This is a genomic window from Streptomyces sp. NPDC059718, assembly GCF_042733315.1.
In the GTDB taxonomy this organism is placed as follows: domain Bacteria; phylum Actinomycetota; class Actinomycetes; order Streptomycetales; family Streptomycetaceae; genus Actinacidiphila.
The window spans coordinates 136,698-151,890 of sequence record NZ_JBHWGA010000017.1; the positions used below are offsets into that span (position 1 = coordinate 136,698).

17 protein-coding genes are annotated in these 15,193 nt (G+C 73.8%); 4 read left to right on the forward strand and 13 right to left on the reverse strand.

Features of this window, described 5'->3' with window-relative positions:
• Positions 1-2: 2 nt before the first annotated feature.
• Positions 3-1,403, reverse strand: a complete 1,401-nt coding sequence (locus ACFV3E_RS20740) for an aldehyde dehydrogenase family protein (protein ID WP_500535943.1) — start codon at positions 1,401-1,403, stop codon at positions 3-5.
• A gap of 158 nt (positions 1,404-1,561) precedes the next feature.
• Here ACFV3E_RS20740 and ACFV3E_RS20745 point away from each other — a divergent pair, with 158 nt between their 5' ends.
• Positions 1,562-2,212 (forward strand): TetR-like C-terminal domain-containing protein, encoded by a 651-nt coding sequence (locus ACFV3E_RS20745; RefSeq protein WP_500372035.1) that lies wholly within the window; start codon positions 1,562-1,564, stop codon positions 2,210-2,212.
• Here ACFV3E_RS20745 and ACFV3E_RS20750 read toward each other — a convergent pair.
• The 10 genes from ACFV3E_RS20750 to ACFV3E_RS20795 form a co-directional block, all read right to left on the reverse strand.
• Positions 2,196-3,659: an aldehyde dehydrogenase gene (locus tag ACFV3E_RS20750; protein ID WP_500535944.1), complete on the reverse strand. Its 1,464-nt coding sequence runs from the start codon at positions 3,657-3,659 to the stop codon at positions 2,196-2,198. The two genes, ACFV3E_RS20745 and ACFV3E_RS20750, sit on opposite strands and share 17 nt — an antisense overlap.
• Positions 3,660-3,973: 314 nt before the next feature.
• The gene (locus tag ACFV3E_RS20755; protein WP_500535945.1) at positions 3,974-4,387 is read right to left on the reverse strand and encodes a hypothetical protein; all 414 of its coding nucleotides are present in this window, start codon (positions 4,385-4,387) and stop codon (positions 3,974-3,976) included.
• 255 nt (positions 4,388-4,642) lie between these two features.
• Positions 4,643-5,002 (reverse strand): hypothetical protein, encoded by a 360-nt coding sequence (locus ACFV3E_RS20760; RefSeq protein ID WP_500535946.1) that lies wholly within the window; start codon positions 5,000-5,002, stop codon positions 4,643-4,645.
• A gap of 17 nt (positions 5,003-5,019) precedes the next feature.
• Positions 5,020-5,640, reverse strand: a complete 621-nt coding sequence (locus ACFV3E_RS20765) for a DUF1349 domain-containing protein (RefSeq protein WP_500535947.1) — start codon at positions 5,638-5,640, stop codon at positions 5,020-5,022.
• Between the two features lie 130 nt (positions 5,641-5,770).
• Complete coding sequence (locus ACFV3E_RS20770) at positions 5,771-7,000, reverse strand: PP2C family protein-serine/threonine phosphatase (protein WP_500535948.1); 1,230 nt, start codon at positions 6,998-7,000, stop codon at positions 5,771-5,773.
• Between the two features lie 9 nt (positions 7,001-7,009).
• Entirely contained in the window at positions 7,010-7,864 is an 855-nt protein-coding gene (locus tag ACFV3E_RS20775; protein ID WP_500535949.1) for a PP2C family protein-serine/threonine phosphatase, read from the reverse strand.
• A 54-nt stretch (positions 7,865-7,918) separates the two neighbouring features.
• Entirely contained in the window at positions 7,919-8,485 is a 567-nt protein-coding gene (locus ACFV3E_RS20780; protein WP_500535950.1) for an NADPH-dependent FMN reductase, read from the reverse strand.
• Between the two features lie 152 nt (positions 8,486-8,637).
• Positions 8,638-9,096, reverse strand: coding sequence for an ATP-binding protein (locus tag ACFV3E_RS20785; RefSeq protein WP_499509268.1), 459 nt, complete (start codon positions 9,094-9,096; stop codon positions 8,638-8,640).
• A 104-nt stretch (positions 9,097-9,200) separates the two neighbouring features.
• A complete protein-coding gene (locus ACFV3E_RS20790; RefSeq protein ID WP_500535972.1) occupies positions 9,201-9,632 on the reverse strand; it encodes a response regulator in 432 nt (143 codons plus the stop codon).
• Positions 9,632-10,012, reverse strand: a complete 381-nt coding sequence (locus tag ACFV3E_RS20795; protein WP_500535951.1) for a hypothetical protein — start codon at positions 10,010-10,012, stop codon at positions 9,632-9,634. The genes ACFV3E_RS20790 and ACFV3E_RS20795 overlap by 1 nt, the downstream gene beginning before the upstream one ends.
• A 168-nt stretch (positions 10,013-10,180) precedes the next feature.
• Between ACFV3E_RS20795 and ACFV3E_RS20800 the strand changes: the two genes are divergently transcribed.
• Positions 10,181-11,800, forward strand: a complete 1,620-nt coding sequence (locus tag ACFV3E_RS20800) for a sensor histidine kinase (RefSeq protein ID WP_500535973.1) — start codon at positions 10,181-10,183, stop codon at positions 11,798-11,800.
• A complete protein-coding gene (locus ACFV3E_RS20805) occupies positions 11,797-13,041 on the forward strand; it encodes a PP2C family protein-serine/threonine phosphatase (protein WP_500535952.1) in 1,245 nt (414 codons plus the stop codon). The genes ACFV3E_RS20800 and ACFV3E_RS20805 overlap by 4 nt, the downstream gene beginning before the upstream one ends.
• On the opposite strand, the gene ACFV3E_RS20810 is transcribed toward ACFV3E_RS20805, so the two are convergent.
• Positions 13,006-13,941 carry a Ppx/GppA phosphatase family protein gene (locus ACFV3E_RS20810; RefSeq protein ID WP_500535953.1) on the reverse strand — a complete coding sequence of 312 codons (936 nt, stop codon included), beginning with the start codon at positions 13,939-13,941 and terminating at the stop codon, positions 13,006-13,008. The two genes, ACFV3E_RS20805 and ACFV3E_RS20810, sit on opposite strands and share 36 nt — an antisense overlap.
• A 283-nt stretch (positions 13,942-14,224) precedes the next feature.
• The gene (locus ACFV3E_RS20815) at positions 14,225-14,566 is read right to left on the reverse strand and encodes a hypothetical protein (RefSeq protein ID WP_500535954.1); all 342 of its coding nucleotides are present in this window, start codon (positions 14,564-14,566) and stop codon (positions 14,225-14,227) included.
• Between the two features lie 344 nt (positions 14,567-14,910).
• Here ACFV3E_RS20815 and ACFV3E_RS20820 point away from each other — a divergent pair, with 344 nt between their 5' ends.
• Positions 14,911-15,114 (forward strand): cold-shock protein, encoded by a 204-nt coding sequence (locus tag ACFV3E_RS20820; RefSeq protein WP_018557881.1) that lies wholly within the window; start codon positions 14,911-14,913, stop codon positions 15,112-15,114.
• The last annotated feature ends 79 nt before the right edge of the window (positions 15,115-15,193 follow it).

Consider the following 15,193-nt stretch of genomic DNA (forward strand, 5'->3'; position numbering starts at 1 on the left):
CCTCAGCGCGGCCGGGTGATCGTCCGGTGCCCGACGTACGCGTCGACGCCGGCCGTCCCGTCGAGGCCCGCCGGGGCCCCGTTGACGGTCACCGGGCCGGTGCGCAGCCGGCGCGCGACGGCGACGGCGCGTTCGGGGTCGGTGGACCACACTCCGCCGGACACGCGGTACTCGCAGTCGTCGGCGATCCGTACCGCGTCGTCGTCCCCGTCGTGGGGGATGACCGTGACCACCGGGCCGGAGACCTCGTCCTGGGCGATGCGCATGCGGGGGTCGACGTCCGCGAAGAGCGTCGGTGCCACGTAGTAGCCCTCCTCCAGGCCGGCGGGGACCCGGGGACCGCCGGTCACCAGCCGGGCGCCCTCCTCGATGCCCAGCTCGATGTACGACATCACCCGCTGTTGCCGCTCGCGGCCGGCCATCGGCCCGATGCGGGTGTCCGGTGCCGCCGGGTCACCGACCTTCAGGGACGTGACGGCTTCCTCGACCGCCGCGACGACCTCCTCGTACCGGCGGCGCGGGGCGAGGACGCGGGTCCGCGCGGCGCACGTCCCGCCGTCGTCGCCGGGCGACGTGAACAGCCCCCGCACCGTCCGCGGGACGTCGGCGTCGTCCAGGACGATCGCGGCCGCCTTGCCGCCCAGTTCCAGCCGGACCCGCTTGAGCTGCTCGCCGGCGAGGGCGGCGACGCGGCGGCCGGCCCGGGCCGAGCCGGTGAAGGCGATCGCGTCGACGTCCGGGTGGGTGACCAGGTACTCGCCGGTGTCCCGGTCTGCGGGCAGTACGCTCAGCGCGCCCTCGGGCAGCCCGGCCTCGGCGTACAGCTCGGCCAGCAGTCCCATGCCCAGCGAGTTCTCCGGCGTGACCTTCAGGATGACGGTGTTGCCCGCCAGGAGGGCCGGGGTCAGCCGCGCCGTGGCGGCCGAGAACGGGCACCGCCAGGGAATGACCGCCGCGACAACGCCGACGGGATCGCGCCGCACGATGGTGTCGAACCCGGGGCTGGGGTCACAGGGATGGACGACCTCCTCCCAGCCGAGCTCCTCGGCGGCCTTGAGGCAGGCGTCGACCCGCCGCGTGAGGGAGGCCTGCTCCGCGTCGGTGGACCGGCGGGGCGTCCCGGTCGCGGCGGACACCCGCGCGGCCGCCTCCTGCGCACGCCCCTCGCGCAGCCCGTTCACCCGCCGGATCACCTCCTGCCGTTCCTTGGGGTCCAAGTGCGGCCACGACCCGCTGTTGAAGGCGGCGCGCGCCGTGGCGACGGCGGCGTCGGCGTCGCCCGGCGCGGCCTGGGCGGCGCGGCCGATCAGGGAGCGGTCGTGGGGTGAGCGGATGTCCAGCAGCCCGGGATGCGCCGGGGCGGTCCAGGCACCACCGATGTACAGCCTGTCGTACACGATCATCGAGTGTTCCTCTCGGAGTCCGGGTCCGGGACGGTCCTGTCGCTCCGGGGAATCGACGGGACGCCCGATATAGGCTCGTTGGCAGTGATTTCCGTGATCGGCCCGTACGGGGTGCTCCACCGCGGGGCGGGCGGGCCGACCGCAGGACGGAGCCGGGAATGAGCGCAGCGCGCGGAGCGGGCGCCCGGGCGGCCAAGGGGACCGACGAGGCGCCGCGGCCCGGGCAGGGCCGCCGGCCGGCCGCCCTGGTCCGCGGCGAGGTGCTCGCGGCCGCGCGCGAACTGCTCCTCGCCGAGGGCATGGCCGCCTTCACGGTCGAGAAGGTGGCGCGGCGCTCCGGGGCGAGCCGGATGACCATCCACAAGTGGTGGCCGTCGCGGGGCGCGCTGGCCCTCGACGCCTACGTCGCCGTCGTCGACGAGCGTCTGGTCTTCGAGGACACCGGCGACATCGAGGCGGACCTGACGGCCCACATGCGGAAGTTCGTGCGGCACCTGTGCGGCACCCCCGCGGGACGGGTCGTGTCCGAGCTCATCGGCTGCGCCCAGACCGATCCCCCTCTCGGCGAACTGTTCCGCGAGCGCTACTCCGGGCCGCGCCGCGCGCGCATGGCCGCCGTCCTGGAGCGGGCGCGGGACCGGGGCCAGCTGGCGGCGGACATCGATCCGCAGGTGCTGATCGACCAACTGTGGGGGGCCTGCTACTTCCGGCTCCTGGTGGCCGACCACCCCGTCAGCGAGGGGTTCGCGGAGACCATCGTGCGCAATCTGCTGCACGGCGTCGGCGGCCATGTCACGGACCCGGCATGAAGACGGCCTTGGTCTCCAGGTAGGCCTCCAGCCCCTCGGGGCCGCCCTCGCGCCCCAGGCCCGAGGACTTCCGGCCGCCGAACGGGACCGAGGGTGCCAGTTCGAATCCGTTGACGCTCAGCTGGCCGGTCGTCACCCGGCGTGCGACCTGGTAGGCGCGTTCGGGATCGGCGCCGTGGACGCTGCCGCTGAGGCCGAAGTCGGTGGCGTTGGCGATCGCCACCGCCTCGTCGACGCCCTCGTAGGCCTGGACGGTCACGACCGGGCCGAAGATCTCCTCGCGGGCGATCGTCATCCCGGGCTCGACGTCGGCGAACACCGTGGGCAGCACGTAGTGGCCGTGCTCGTGGCCCGGGCTGCGGCCGCCGCCGGTCACCACCCTCGCGCCCTCGCGGCGGCCGCTGTCGATGTAGCCCAGGACGCGTCGCAGCTGCCGGGCGTTGAGGACGGGGCCGACCTGCGTCGTACGGCTCCAGGGGTCGCCGACCCTGAGCAGGCGCACGCGGTCGGCGTACGCCCCGACGACCTCCGCGATCCTGGAGCGCGGCGCCAGGATGCGGGTCTGGGCGAAGCAGATTTGTCCGGCGAAGGGCATGCTCAGCGGGGTGAGCGTGTCGAGGGTGTCCTGCAGGTCGACGTCGTCGAGCAGGATCGCGGCGGACTTGCCGCCCAGTTCGAGGGTGACCCGGGCGAAGCGCTCCAGTGCGGCCGTGGCGACGGCACGGCCCGTCGGCACGCTGCCGGTGAAGCTGATCTTGTCCACGCCGGGGGAGGCCGCCAGCGCCCGGGACCCCTCGCGATCCGCCGTGATCACGTTGAGGACCCCCGGCGGCAACCCGGCCGCCTCGGCGCACTCGGCGATCACCAGGGCGTCCAGCGGGCTCTCCGGCGGCGACTTCACGACCACCGTGCAGCCTGCCGCCAGGGCCGCGGGGATCTTGTGCGCGAAGATGTTGAAGGTGGCGTTCCAGGGGGCGAACAGCGCTGCGACGCCGACGGGTTCACGGGTCACGCGGGCGTGCCCCCGGGAGGTGGGACGGCGGTCCTCGAACGCGTACGAGCCGGCGAGCTTGGCGAAGTAGTCGAAGCGGCCCTCACCGGCCTGGACGAGTCCTTCGGCGAAGGCGACCGGCGCCCCGACCTGGGCCGTCCAGAGGCGCGCCAGTAGCGGCAGCCGCCGGCGCACCTGGTCGGCCAGTCGTCTCAGGAGGGCGGCGCGTTCGGGTGCGGACATCCGTGGCCAGGGACCCTCGTCGAAGGCCGTGCGCGCGGCGGCGACCGCGCGTTCGACGTCCCGGGCGTCCGCGAGCGGCACGCGCAGCAACTCCTCCTCCGTGGAGGGGGAGACGATGGGTGTGCGGCGGGTCCCGCCGGGGGCGACCCAGCGACCGCCGATGTAGAAGCCCTGGCCGGTTCCCGCGGAGACTGCTGAGGACAGGTCGAACATGGTGCGTCCCTGAGGTCGGCCGGACCGCCGCCACCCCGCCGGATCCGGCGATATGAGCACAGTGTCAATATAGTACCTAAGGGATGTTTCACGGGAAACATTCCTTATCGGATAATTCGCCGCGCGAAACGGATGTGCCGGGCGCAGGAAGACGCGAAGAGCGGAAGCCGCGCCCACCGGTCTCCCGTGGGCGCGGCTTCCGCTTCCGTGAGGTGCGCGACCGTCCAGTCGCTGGTCAGAGGCCTGCTGTGGCCGGTCGCCAGATGTTCGGCCGGTGCCGGGGGCTGGTCGGGGACCGGTCCCCGGTCTGGGTGTTACCGGCCGCCACCGCCGCCGTTGCCGCCGCCGCCGTGGCCGCCACCGCCACCGCCGCCGCCGTGGCCGCCACCGCCACCGCCGCCGCCGTGGCCGCCACCGCCACCACCGTGGCCGCCGCCACCGCCGCCGCCGTGGTCGTAGCCGCCGCCCCAGCCACCGCCGTAGCCGTGGTCGTAGCCGCCGCCCCAGCCGCCGCGGTCGTAACCGCCGCCGCCGTAACCGCCGCCGCCGTGGCCGCCACCGCCACCACCGCCGTGGCCACCGCCACCGCCGCCGCCACCGCCGTGTTCGGCGTAGCTGACCGCTGAGGCCGGTGAGCTCGTCGGTGCCGCGACGGCCGCTGAGGCCGCACCCCCAAGGGCGAGCGCGAGGCCTGCCATTGCGGCGAGGGGCCACTTGGAAATACGCATGAGAACTCTCCTAGCCCGGTCGGTTCCTGGGCGTGGACGAGGGTTCAAAGGCCACAGCGCCGGACAGTAAGAGCGGCGCCCCACCGCTCTGCGGGTTGTGAGGTCCCGCAGTCAAGTAGGTGATGTTCGAAATGTTGCCTTTGCCACTATTTGTCCACGCTCCCCACGCTGCGACCGCCAGGTCGTGACGTCAAGCAGCGAGCCTGGTAGTGCCACTACCAGGCTCAGGGGGAAGGGGTGCCGGGGGCGGGGACGTCAGTCGCTCGGCGAGTCGTCGTCGAAGGGCTCGTCACTCCACCGGAACCAGGCCTGGTCGTCCTCGATGTGCAGCAGGAACTCGGCCACGGGCCCCGAGGGAGAGTGCAGCGACACCGCACGCCGGACCTCGCCGTACGCCGCCTCCCACGCGGCCCAGGGCTCGTCCTCCTCGGCCGGCGCGGTCATCGCCGACTGCATCAGGGCGAGCTCGCGTGCGAACAGCGGCCGGACCCGGTCGAACGCCGGGGTGGGCTCGAACCGCCCCGACAACCACGGGAAGTCGGCCTCCTCGATCGTGATGTCCCCGACGGGTTCCCCCTCGCTCAGCACCCGCCAGATCCCGCCCACGAACCCCATCGTCTCCTCACCGGCCCTCAGTGGTCCCCGGCGCCCGCCTGCTGCGGCTCCACGTGCAGGGCCGAGTCGGCGGCGCCCCGGGTGAAACCGGTGAAGGCCACGCGCAGCCCCGCGCGTTCGGGCGAGCAGCAGAAGGGCCCCGCGGTGGCGGCGGCGTCCGGGGCGAGCGGCGCCAGCCGGACCAGCCGCCAGGGACCGTCGTCGCGGCGGGCACGGATCGTGACGGCGTCACCGGAACGGCTGGCGCGCACGGTCACCGCGTGTCCGGCCCAGTCGGGCACCGGCGCGAGCGACCAGTCGGACACCCCGCGGGTCACCACCGCGCCGAGGTGCGGCACGCCGTCGGACATCTCGATCCCGGCCTTGACCCAGTTCTCGGCGTCGACGCGGATCATGAGCCCGGCCTGGTCGTACAGCGTGTCGAAGTCCGCGCGGAAGGTCACCTCCATCGAGGTGTCCCCCGGGAAGGCGGTGAGCAGGGCGTGTCCGTCGTCGCGTACGAAGCCGTAAGCGGTGGTGCGCCAGAAGTCGCTGCTGTCACGGGTGGTGACGAGCATCCCCGATCCGTCCGCCGCGGCCTCCTGCGGGGTGTTGAGCCACGTGGCCTCGTCCCAGTCGATCGGGCGCTGCTCGTTCATGGACCGTCCTTCCGGTCGGGCGGGCCCCTGGGCAGGGTACGTCGGGGCCGCCGGTCGCATGGGCGGCCCCAGCGTAGGTCAGCGCTCCGACAGCGGGACACGGCCGGGGGTGACGGGGCGCGGGGGCGGGTCATTCCCGCTCGGGGCCGAAGGGCGGCACCCTCGTGGGGGGACCGGGTTCCGGGCCGCCGGACAGGGCCGAGGGCCCGTCGACCGCCCGTGGTTCATACGACAGGCCGAGGCCCAGCGGCTCCCGCCGTACGGTGATCAACGCCGCGTCGTCGCCGAGTCGGCCCCCGCAGTACACGAGGAGGTCCTCGCGTACGTGCCGCACCAGGTCCTCCGGGGTCTGCTGACCCGGCCACGACGCGATGCGCTCGGCGAGGGGGTAGAAACGGCCGGACGCGTCACGGGCCTCGGTGACGCCGTCGGTGTAGAGCAGCAGCATGTCGCCGGGCGCGAAGGGGAAGGTGTCCACGCCCGGGTGCGAGGGCTGGAGCAGCCCCAGGCCGATGGGTGGCGCGGGCTGCGTCGGGTCGAGGGGCGCGAGGCCGTCGGCGGCCAGCCGGAAAGGGGACGGGTGGCCGCAGTTGAGGATGCGGACCTCGGGACGGTCGTCGGGGAAGTCGACGAGGATCGCGGTGATGAACGACTCGATCGCCGTGTCCTCCTCCAGGCCGTCGGCGCAGCCCTGCGCGGCCTTCCAGGACACCGTCGCCTCCAGGTGCGCGTACATCGCGGGCAGCGGCGGGGCCCGGTAGGCGACGCTGCGGAACGCTCCGAGCAGCAGTGAGGCGTCGCCGATCGCGGGCAGGCCCTTGCCGCGGACGTCCCCGATGAGCAGCCGGGTGCCGCCGGGCGTGCGCACCGCCGCGTACAGGTCGCCGCCGATCCGGGCCTGGTCCTCGGCGGCCTGGTAGTCGAAGGCGATCCGCAGCGGGCCGATGCGCTCCGGCAGGGGCTGCAGGACGACCTGCTGGGCGGCCTCCGCCACCGAGCGCACCTGTTGCAGCTCGGCCTGGTGCCGTTCGCGCAGCCGGCAGAAGAGCACCGTGAGGGCCGAGACGAGGACGAGCGCGATGATCTCGCTCTGCCGGTACGACGTGGTGATGGTGCCGTCGGCCACCGACACCACGGTCAGCGCCGCCACCGCCAGACCTCCGATGAGGGCGGTGAGCCGGAGCCCGCCGAACGACGCGGTCAGTGCCGGCGCCACCACCAGCAGCGGACCCAGGTGCCCCTCCGTGGGGATCACCAGGTCGCTGATGACGATCGCCACGATCAGCAGCACCGGGACCGCGATCAGGGCAGGGGTCCGCTCGGCGGACCAGTACGTGCCTGCGCGTGGTGCAAAACGCATATCTCTTGCTTACACCCCTCCCGTCGCCCCCGCCCGTGGCGGGACGTCGGCCGGAACGGGGAGGAGCAGCGCCGTCACGTTGTCGTGCCCGCCGGCGTCGAGCGCGTACCCGACCAGTGCGCGCGCGCCGTCCAGCGGCCCGCCGCCGCCCCGGGAGCCGGGTGCGGAAGCCAGCCGCTCCCGCAGCGCTTCCGCGCCGGGGAGGTACCGCCACAGCCCGTCGGTGCACAGCAGGAGGCGGCCGGGCACGGCCGGCCGGCCGCTGCGCACCCGCGGTACGGGCTCGCCGCTCCCGGCGCCCAGCCAGCCGGTCAGGGCGTCGAGTTCGCCGGTGTCGTCCTCGGTCAGCGCGATGGCCAGGCCCTCGTCCGGCAGCCAGTACGCACGGCTGTCACCGACCCACGCGCACCACAGGCCGTCCGGACCGGCGACGCCCGCGACGAAGGTGCAGGCCGGTGCCTCCTCCGGTGCCACCGCGAGTGCCGCGACCGCGCGTCCCGCGCGCAGGGTGGCGTCCTCGAGCGCGACCTCCGGCACGGTCCCCGCGCGCAACGCCGAGGCCAGCGCTTCCGAGGCGACCTCGGCCGCGAGCCGGGCGGCCCGCTCGGACCGGGGTGACATGGACACTCCGTCGCACACCACGCCGATCGTCCACGCGCCGGCCGTGGTCACGGCCATCGCGTCGGCGTTCACCTCACGCCGCTTCCCCCGGTCGCTGGCGCCCGCCGCACCGCCCGCGGTGACCTCCACCCGCGACCGGAACGCCGCCTGGGCGACGCCGCAGTCCCAGCAGTAACCGTCCGGGGCCACCGTCCCACCGCAGCGTTCGCACGCCGGCGTACCGCCCCCCTGTCGTCCGTCCATGACAGGACCCTACGAGGGGCCGTGCGGCACGGGAGGGGCGGGGCGGGACCTGGGTCAGGACGGCGTTTGGCGCAGCGGCTCCAGGGCCTTGGTCCAGGCCAGGACCTCGTCGAGGACGACGCCGAGCTCGCCCGCGCGGCGCGGGCCGGGCTCGAAGCGGCTCATGTCGGCGAAGTCGCGGAAGAGGGAGAGCGCCACCTGGGCACGGACGGTGGCCACCCGCAGTTCGGCCATCACCAGCCGCAGGTGCTCCACCGCGCGGCTGCCGCCGACGCTGCCGTACGCGACGAACCCGGCCGCCTTGTTGTTCCACTCGGCGAAGAGGTAGTCGATGGCGTTCTTGAGCGCCCCCGGGATCGAGTGGTTGTACTCGGCCGTCACGAAGACGTAGCCGTCGAAGGAGCCGATCTTCTCCGCCCACGCGAAGGTGTGCGGCCGGCTGTACCGGCCCAGCGACGGGGGAAGCGGTTCGTCGAGCAGCGGGAGGTCGTAGTCGGCGACGTCCACCAGTTCGTACTCGGCGTCGCCGCGCAGCGCGGCGTTCTCGTACACCCACTGGGCGACAGCCTCGCCGAGGCGCCTGGGGCGTGTGCTGCCGAGGATGACGGCGATCCTGGTCATGGCGTTGCTCCTGGACGGTCCTGTTCCGGTGGCCGGGCGGGGCGCCGGAGGCGGCGGACCGGCGCGTGAGGCACCTTCCATGCGCGCCCGCCGGTGAACCCGGCGGGGCCGGGGGTTCACCCGATCGCCGTGACGGCCGGGCGTGCCGCGGCTCAGCGGGTCCGGGGCTCCAGGGAGATGCGGACCGTGATGCGCTTGCCCACCGGCTGCCGCTGCACGTCGTAGCCCTCGCACAGGGCCAGGATGATCTCCAGGCCGTGCTGGCCGATCCGTCCCGGCTCGGCGGCGCGGGCCAGGGGCAGGGTGCTGCTGGTGTCCCACACGGACACCAGCAGCGTCGCCGTGTCGACGTCCACCTCGAGGTCGAGCAGACCGGGGCCCGGAGCGTACTTGCAGGTGTTGGTGATCAGCTCGCTGACGACGAGCTGTGCGGTCTCGACCGTCTCCACCGGTACCGGGACGCCGTGCTCGCCCTGGACGCGGGCGAGGAACCCGCCGGTGAAGCGCCGCGCCGCGGAGATCGCCTCCGAGTCGCCCTCGTGCGCGAATCCGGCGTGGATGCACGGCCAGTCGGCCAGGTGGGCGGGGTGGCCGTCCAGCCTCGGTTCCATGGTGGTGCCTTTCGTACTGCTTCCCGGCCGGCCGCGCTCAGGCGCGGCCAGCCGTCCGTCTACCCCGTTTTCCGCGACTGACGCTCATCCGCTTCCGGTCGCGTTCACTGGCGGGGGAGCTTGGTGACGGTGTCCAGGTAGAAGGCGTCGATGCTGTGCACGGCGCGCTCGAAGTCGTCCAGGTTGACCGGCTTGGTGACGTACGCGTTGGCGTGCTGCCGGTAGGCGCCGGCCACGTCGTCGGGCGCCGCGGAGGTGGTGAGGACGACCACCGGGACCGCGCGCAGTTCCTCGTCGTTCTTGAGGATCGAGAGCAGCTCGTGGCCGTTCATCCGCGGCATGTTGAGGTCGAGGACGATCAGGTCGGGGAGCCGGTTGGCCGGGTCGCGCAGGTACTCCAGCGCCGCGAGGCCGTCCTCGACCTGGGTCAGGTTGCGGGCACCGCGCTCGGCGAGGGCGTCCCCGATCAGCATGGCGTCCGCGGGGTCGTCCTCGACCAGCAGCACGTCGTGGGGGCGGGCGGGGGCGGTCATCATCATTGGCTCCGGGTCCGGTCGGTGCGCCGCGGGGGACGGTGGGGGGTGTCGCTGGTCACCAGGCCGGGCCAGCGGCGGCGGGCGCCCTGGCGGCTGATGTTGCAGGCCCGGCCGATCTGGGGGTATCCGGCACCTGCGGCGGCCGCCTGCTCGGCCGCCTGGTTCTCCAGGTGCCCGACCGCCTGCTGGAGGAGGTTGAGCATGTGCAGGTACGCCAGGGCGTCTCCGCGGGCTTCGGTACCGTCGTCGGTGGCCCCGGGGACGGTGAGCGGGCGGAGGGCACGACGGGCCAGTCGCCGGGCGAGGTCGTCGACCGCGCCGATCGCCAGGGCGGCGAGCTCGTCCTCCGGCAGGCGCGGAGCGAAGTGGGTGCCAGGCATGGCCCCCACCTTAGGACCTGCACAATCGCACGACAACAAGTGTTGTCGGGTGGCCGATACAGTGGTTCCGCCCTCGGGCATCCGGCGGCGGCGAGGGAAGCGGAGGCGCACAGCGTGGCAACGGGCGAGACGATCGTGCAGGCGGCCGGCAGGCCGGAGGCGGCGCGCGTGCCCGAAGACGCCTCGGGCCCGGGACGGCTGTCGGCGTGGACCACCCGGCGGTGGCTCCGGGTGGGGGTCAGCCTCGCCCTCGCGGTGCTCGCCGCGCTCGGCGCGCTCGGCATCTGGGCGCTGGACCGCAGCTCGGCCCTGACCGACCAGCTGGTCGACGTGCGCTCCCCGGCCCTGGTCAACTCGGTCCGGCTGGAAGCGGCGCTGGTGAACCAGGAGACCGGTGTCCGCGGTTACGGGCTCAGCGGGCAGCGGGAGTTCCTCGACCCGTACACCCAGGGGCTGGCGGACGAGCGGACCGCCCTCGACCGGCTGCGTCCCCTCGTCCAGGGCGACGCGCGGGCCCGCGCCGACCTCGACGCCGTCGTGGACGCGGCCACCGCCTGGCAGGGGCTGATCGCACGGCCCGTCGCCTCCGCCTCGGCCACGCCGGGGGAGCCCGTGCCGCTCGCCACCGAGCGGGCCGACGAGGGCAGGGCCGCCTTCGACCGGGTCCGCGACGCCCTCGGCTCCCAGCAGGAGCACCTGCGGCAGGCCCGCATCACCGCCGGCACCCAGCTGGACGCCGCCGTGCGGCTGCGCAACGTGGTGTTCACCGCCATCGCCGCCGTCATCGTGCTGCTGGCCGTGCTCGTCTTCGAGGGCCTGCGCCGCGGCATCACCCGGCCCTTGGAGCTGCTGGGCACCGAGGTCCGGCACGTGACGCGGGGCCGTTTCGACCACCCCATCACCGTGCACGGCCCGGCCGACCTTCGCCGGCTCGGCGGGGACGTGGAGGGCATGCGGCGCCGGCTCGCGGAGGAGCTCTCCTTCGCCGAGCGGGCCCGGCAGCTCCTCGACGAGCAGTCCGCCGACCTCAAGCGCTCCAACGCCGAGCTGGAGCAGTTCGCCTACGTCGCCTCGCACGACCTGCAGGAGCCGCTGCGGAAGGTGTCGAGCTTCACCCAGCTCCTGCAGCGCCGCTACGGGGACCAGCTGGACGAGCGGGCCGACCAGTACATCGCGTTCGCCGTCGACGGCGCGAACCGCATGCAGACCCTCATCAACGACCTGCTGGCGTTCTCCCGGGTGGGCCGGGTCCACAACCAGCAGGGCACCGTGGATCTCGAGCGGATCGCCGGCGCGACGGAGGAGGCGCTGAGCGTCGCCCTGGAGGAGTCCGGCGCCGAGATCACCCGCGACCCGCTGCCCACCGTCGTGGGCGACGCCACGCAACTGGGCATGCTCTGGCAGAACCTGATCTCCAACGCCGTGAAGTTCCGACACCCCGACCGGGCACCGCGGATCCACGTCGCGGCCCGGTGCGACGGCGACCTGTGGCGGTTCTCCGTCACCGACAACGGCATCGGCATCGACCCCGAGTTCGCCGAGAAGGTCTTCGTGATCTTCCAGCGGCTGCACACCAAGGACGCCTATCCGGGCAACGGGATCGGGCTGGCCATGTGCAAGAAGATCGTCGAGTTCCACGGCGGCACCATCGGCATCGACCCGGAGCACGGCCCCGGTACCCGCATGGCCTTCACCCTCCCCGCACAGCGGACCGACCACGGGCAGGAGTCCGGGCCCGCGTCCGCCGCGGCGGACGACGCGGGAGGCACGCGGGAGCCCCGACCGTGACGACACCCCCCACGCCGCTCACCCCCGTCACGCACCACCGGATCCTGCTCGTCGAGGACGACGCCGGCGACGCCCTGCTGGTGACCGAGATGCTCGCCGACACCTCGCTGCGGTACACGCTCGTCTGGCACAAGACCCTGGCGGACGCCTGCTTCGAGTTGTCCGCGCGGGCCGCCGACTGCGTCCTGCTCGACCTGCACCTGCCCGACGCCGCGGGCCCCGGTGCCGTCGCCGAGATCCAGCGCGCCGACCCGAACATCGCCGTCATCGTCCTGACGGGCCTTGCCGAGGGGCAGGCCGGTTCCGAGGCCCTGGCCACCGGCGCCCAGGACTACCTCGTCAAGGGCAAGGTCGAACCGGAACTCCTGCAGCGCGCCGTGCGCTACGCCGTCCAGCGCAAGCAGGCCGAACGGGCCGGCGCCGACCTGCAGGCCGGAAGGCTGCGCGCACAGGAGAATGCCCGCCTCGAACGGGGCCTGCTGCCGCAGCCCCTGCTGGCCACCCCCGCCGTCACCGCCACCAGCCGCTACCTCCCCGGGCGGGAGAGCGCCCTGCTGGGCGGCGACTTCCTCGACGTGGTGCAGACCGACGACGGGCGCGTCCACGCCGTGATCGGCGACGTCAGCGGCCACGGCCCCGACGCCGCGGCACTCGGCGTCTGCCTGCGCATCGCCTGGCGCGCGCTGACCCTGGGCGGCCACCGCGGCCCGGAACTCCTGCGCCTGCTGGAGCGCATGCTGGTCGCGGAGCGTTCGCACCCCGACCTGTTCACCACGTGCACCCTGCTCACCCTGGACTTCGCAGCGTCCCGGGCCACGGTGCACCTGGCCGGGCATCACGAGCCCCTGCTGACCACCGGCGGCGTCACGCGACCGATCGATGCGGCCCACGGCGTCGCCCTCGGCATCGCGCCGGGTCTGGACCAGTGGCCCGCCACGGCCTTGGACCTGCCGGAGCGGGGCACCCTGACGCTCTACACCGACGGCCTCATCGAAGGCCACGCCGGCACCGGCGGTGAGCGGCTGGGCGCGGAGGGGCTGCTGCGCCTGCTGGCCCGGACCTCCGTGACGGCGCCCGACGCGCACCTCGACGCGCTGATCGGACAGGTCCGTGACCTGGACGGGGAACGCCACACGGACGACCTGGCGGTGCTGCGCCTTGACTGGGGCGCGGCGGGTGACGGCGCGGCCGTGTCCGCCGACGGTTCAGCCGGCGCGGCGGTGAACGGCCGGGGCCACTGACTCCAGGCGCTCCAGGAGCAGCCCCTCGCGCGTGGACCAGGGGCAGATCTCCACGCTGTCCACCCCGCACATCTCCATCAGGGTCTCGGCCACCAGCGCCCCCGCCAGCGACTGACCCGCGCGGTGCCGTGAGATGCCCGGGAGCTTGGCGCGCCCCGCCGGGCCCTTCGCGGCCAGGACGGGCACGATCTCCCGCACCTGCTTCAGCGTCAGCCGGTCCGGGCCCTCGTCGGACGTGCCGCGGGCGGCCGCGAGCCGTGCCAGCTGGGTGAACGTCTTGGAGGAGGCCAGCACCCGCCCGTCCCGCGGCGTCCGCGGCAGGGCGTCGCCCAGCTCGCCGACCGACGCGCGTAGACGGTCACGGACCTCGTGCAGCCGCCGCTTGGAGGTGACGGCGTCCACCAGGTCCCAGCGGCGGTTGACGGCGCGGGCTCCGAGGGGGAGCGAGTGGACCGCGTGCGGCTGCTCCCCGGTGCCGGCCGCGATCTCCAGCGTGCCGCCCCCGATGTCGAGCACCAGCAGCGGCCGTCCGTCCCGGCCCGCCCACTGGCGGGCGGCCACGTAGGCCAGCCGGGCCTCCTCCTCGCCCGACAGCACCCGCAGGCGCATGCCCGTGGTCCGTGCCACCTGCGCGATGACCTCGTCGCGGTTCGGCGCGTCCCGGATGACGGAAGTGGCGAAGGCGTACACCGAGGGCAGCGAATGCCCCCCGTCGGCCGCCAGGGTCAGCGCCACCGCGTGCTGGACGCTGCGCACCCCCGACCTGTCGAGCCGTCCCGCCGCGTCGAGCGTCTCGTGCAGCCGCAGCCGCACCTTGCGTGCCAGCACCGGTTCCAGCGGCGAGTCGGCCCGTCGTTCCACGATCGTGAGCAGGGCGCTGTGGCACCCGACGTCGAGCACTCCCGTTCTGCGTACCTTCCTCTGCGTCTTCAATCCGTACCTCCACCCCTCATCGACACCGCACCCTCCTCATTCCCCGGATCGACGGCTGTGCCTCCCCGGAGACGGGCGGGCGCCGTCCTATTCAGGGCCCCGCGTGCCCGCAAGTCAAGATCCTTTGATGAGATCGTTGCGGAGAGCACCCGATCGGTCACGGCCGCGCCGGTACGGCTCCGGGGGCTGGAGCGGCGAATTCCGCGCTGGTGGCGGCTGGTTGCGCCGTCACCGCGTCCTCACCGCGTGCTCACCGTGCCGGCTCCGCCAGCTGCGCCAGTGCGGCCGCCGTCAGCGCGGTCACGCCCGCGGGGACGGCGAGCCGGGGATCGGGACGGAACCCGGGGGAGTGGTTCGGCGGCAGGGCCCCCATCTTGGCCGCGGCGCCCGTACCCGGGGTCCGCGCCCACTGCTCCGGGCCGACGCACCCGAGCATCCAGTAGGCGGTGCGCACCCCGGTCGCGCCGTGCAGACCGGCCCCGGCCGGGCCGTACAGCGGGAAGTCCTCGGTGGCCGTGGACGCGGGCCAGACGGCGACGCGTGCGGCGCCGAGGGTCCTCTCGTGAGCGCGGATCAGGCCGAAGACGATCAAGGAGAGCAGGGGGAAGTCGCTCCGCCACCTCGGGAGCCAGCTCGTCGAGGCCGTCGCTGCCCGGGAGGACGTCGCGGGCGAAGCCCCTGCCGTACAGGGCCGCCCACCAGCTCACTCACCATGGCCTGCTGCCGCGCGCCCACGCCCGGTCCGCCCGCCGGGCGGGGGCCCAGGGTGCCCGCCGCGGGGCGGTGCGTTGCGGCAGGGGACGTACAGATGCGAGGACCCGGCGTAAAAACGCCCCGTGTCGGGTAAGGAGGGCTCCGTGGCCGTCTCCGTCAGGAGGCGACTCCGGGTCACGCAGTCGGCGTGGCTCGGCGGCTGGCACGTGAAGGATGGACGCGGTGGCGACAGGCGTCGTGAAGTGGTTCAACTCGGAAAAGGGCTTCGGCTTCATCGCACAGGACGGAGGTGGCCCCGATGTGTTCGCGCACTACTCGAACATCGCCGGCAACGGCTACCGCGAACTGGTCGAGGGTGAGGCCGTGACGTTCGACGTCACCCAGGGACAGAAGGGACCGCAGGCGGAGAACATCATCCGCAACTGACGGTCCACGACCGGGGTGGCCGGGTCGTCACCGGCAGCGCGTACATGGCTGCCGGGGAGGCCCGGCCACCCCGTCCCCG

What these genes read in the sequence shown, in the direction of transcription:
- ACFV3E_RS20750 (WP_500535944.1), bottom strand. Translation starts at nt 3,659, where the DNA reads ATGTTCGACCTGTCCTCAGCAGTCTCCGCGGGAACCGGCCAGGGCTTC.
- ACFV3E_RS20785 (WP_499509268.1), bottom strand. Translation starts at nt 9,096, where the DNA reads ATGGAACCGAGGCTGGACGGCCACCCCGCCCACCTGGCCGACTGGCCG.
- ACFV3E_RS20745 (WP_500372035.1), top strand. Translation starts at nt 1,562, where the DNA reads ATGAGCGCAGCGCGCGGAGCGGGCGCCCGGGCGGCCAAGGGGACCGAC.
- ACFV3E_RS20795 (WP_500535951.1), bottom strand. Translation starts at nt 10,012, where the DNA reads ATGCCTGGCACCCACTTCGCTCCGCGCCTGCCGGAGGACGAGCTCGCC.
- ACFV3E_RS20790 (WP_500535972.1), bottom strand. Translation starts at nt 9,632, where the DNA reads ATGATGACCGCCCCCGCCCGCCCCCACGACGTGCTGCTGGTCGAGGAC.
- ACFV3E_RS20760 (WP_500535946.1), bottom strand. Translation starts at nt 5,002, where the DNA reads ATGGGGTTCGTGGGCGGGATCTGGCGGGTGCTGAGCGAGGGGGAACCC.
- ACFV3E_RS20780 (WP_500535950.1), bottom strand. Translation starts at nt 8,485, where the DNA reads ATGACCAGGATCGCCGTCATCCTCGGCAGCACACGCCCCAGGCGCCTC.
- ACFV3E_RS20775 (WP_500535949.1), bottom strand. Translation starts at nt 7,864, where the DNA reads ATGGACGGACGACAGGGGGGCGGTACGCCGGCGTGCGAACGCTGCGGT.
- ACFV3E_RS20770 (WP_500535948.1), bottom strand. Translation starts at nt 7,000, where the DNA reads ATGCGTTTTGCACCACGCGCAGGCACGTACTGGTCCGCCGAGCGGACC.
- ACFV3E_RS20755 (WP_500535945.1), bottom strand. Translation starts at nt 4,387, where the DNA reads ATGCGTATTTCCAAGTGGCCCCTCGCCGCAATGGCAGGCCTCGCGCTC.
- ACFV3E_RS20740 (WP_500535943.1), bottom strand. Translation starts at nt 1,403, where the DNA reads ATGATCGTGTACGACAGGCTGTACATCGGTGGTGCCTGGACCGCCCCG.
- ACFV3E_RS20765 (WP_500535947.1), bottom strand. Translation starts at nt 5,640, where the DNA reads ATGAACGAGCAGCGCCCGATCGACTGGGACGAGGCCACGTGGCTCAAC.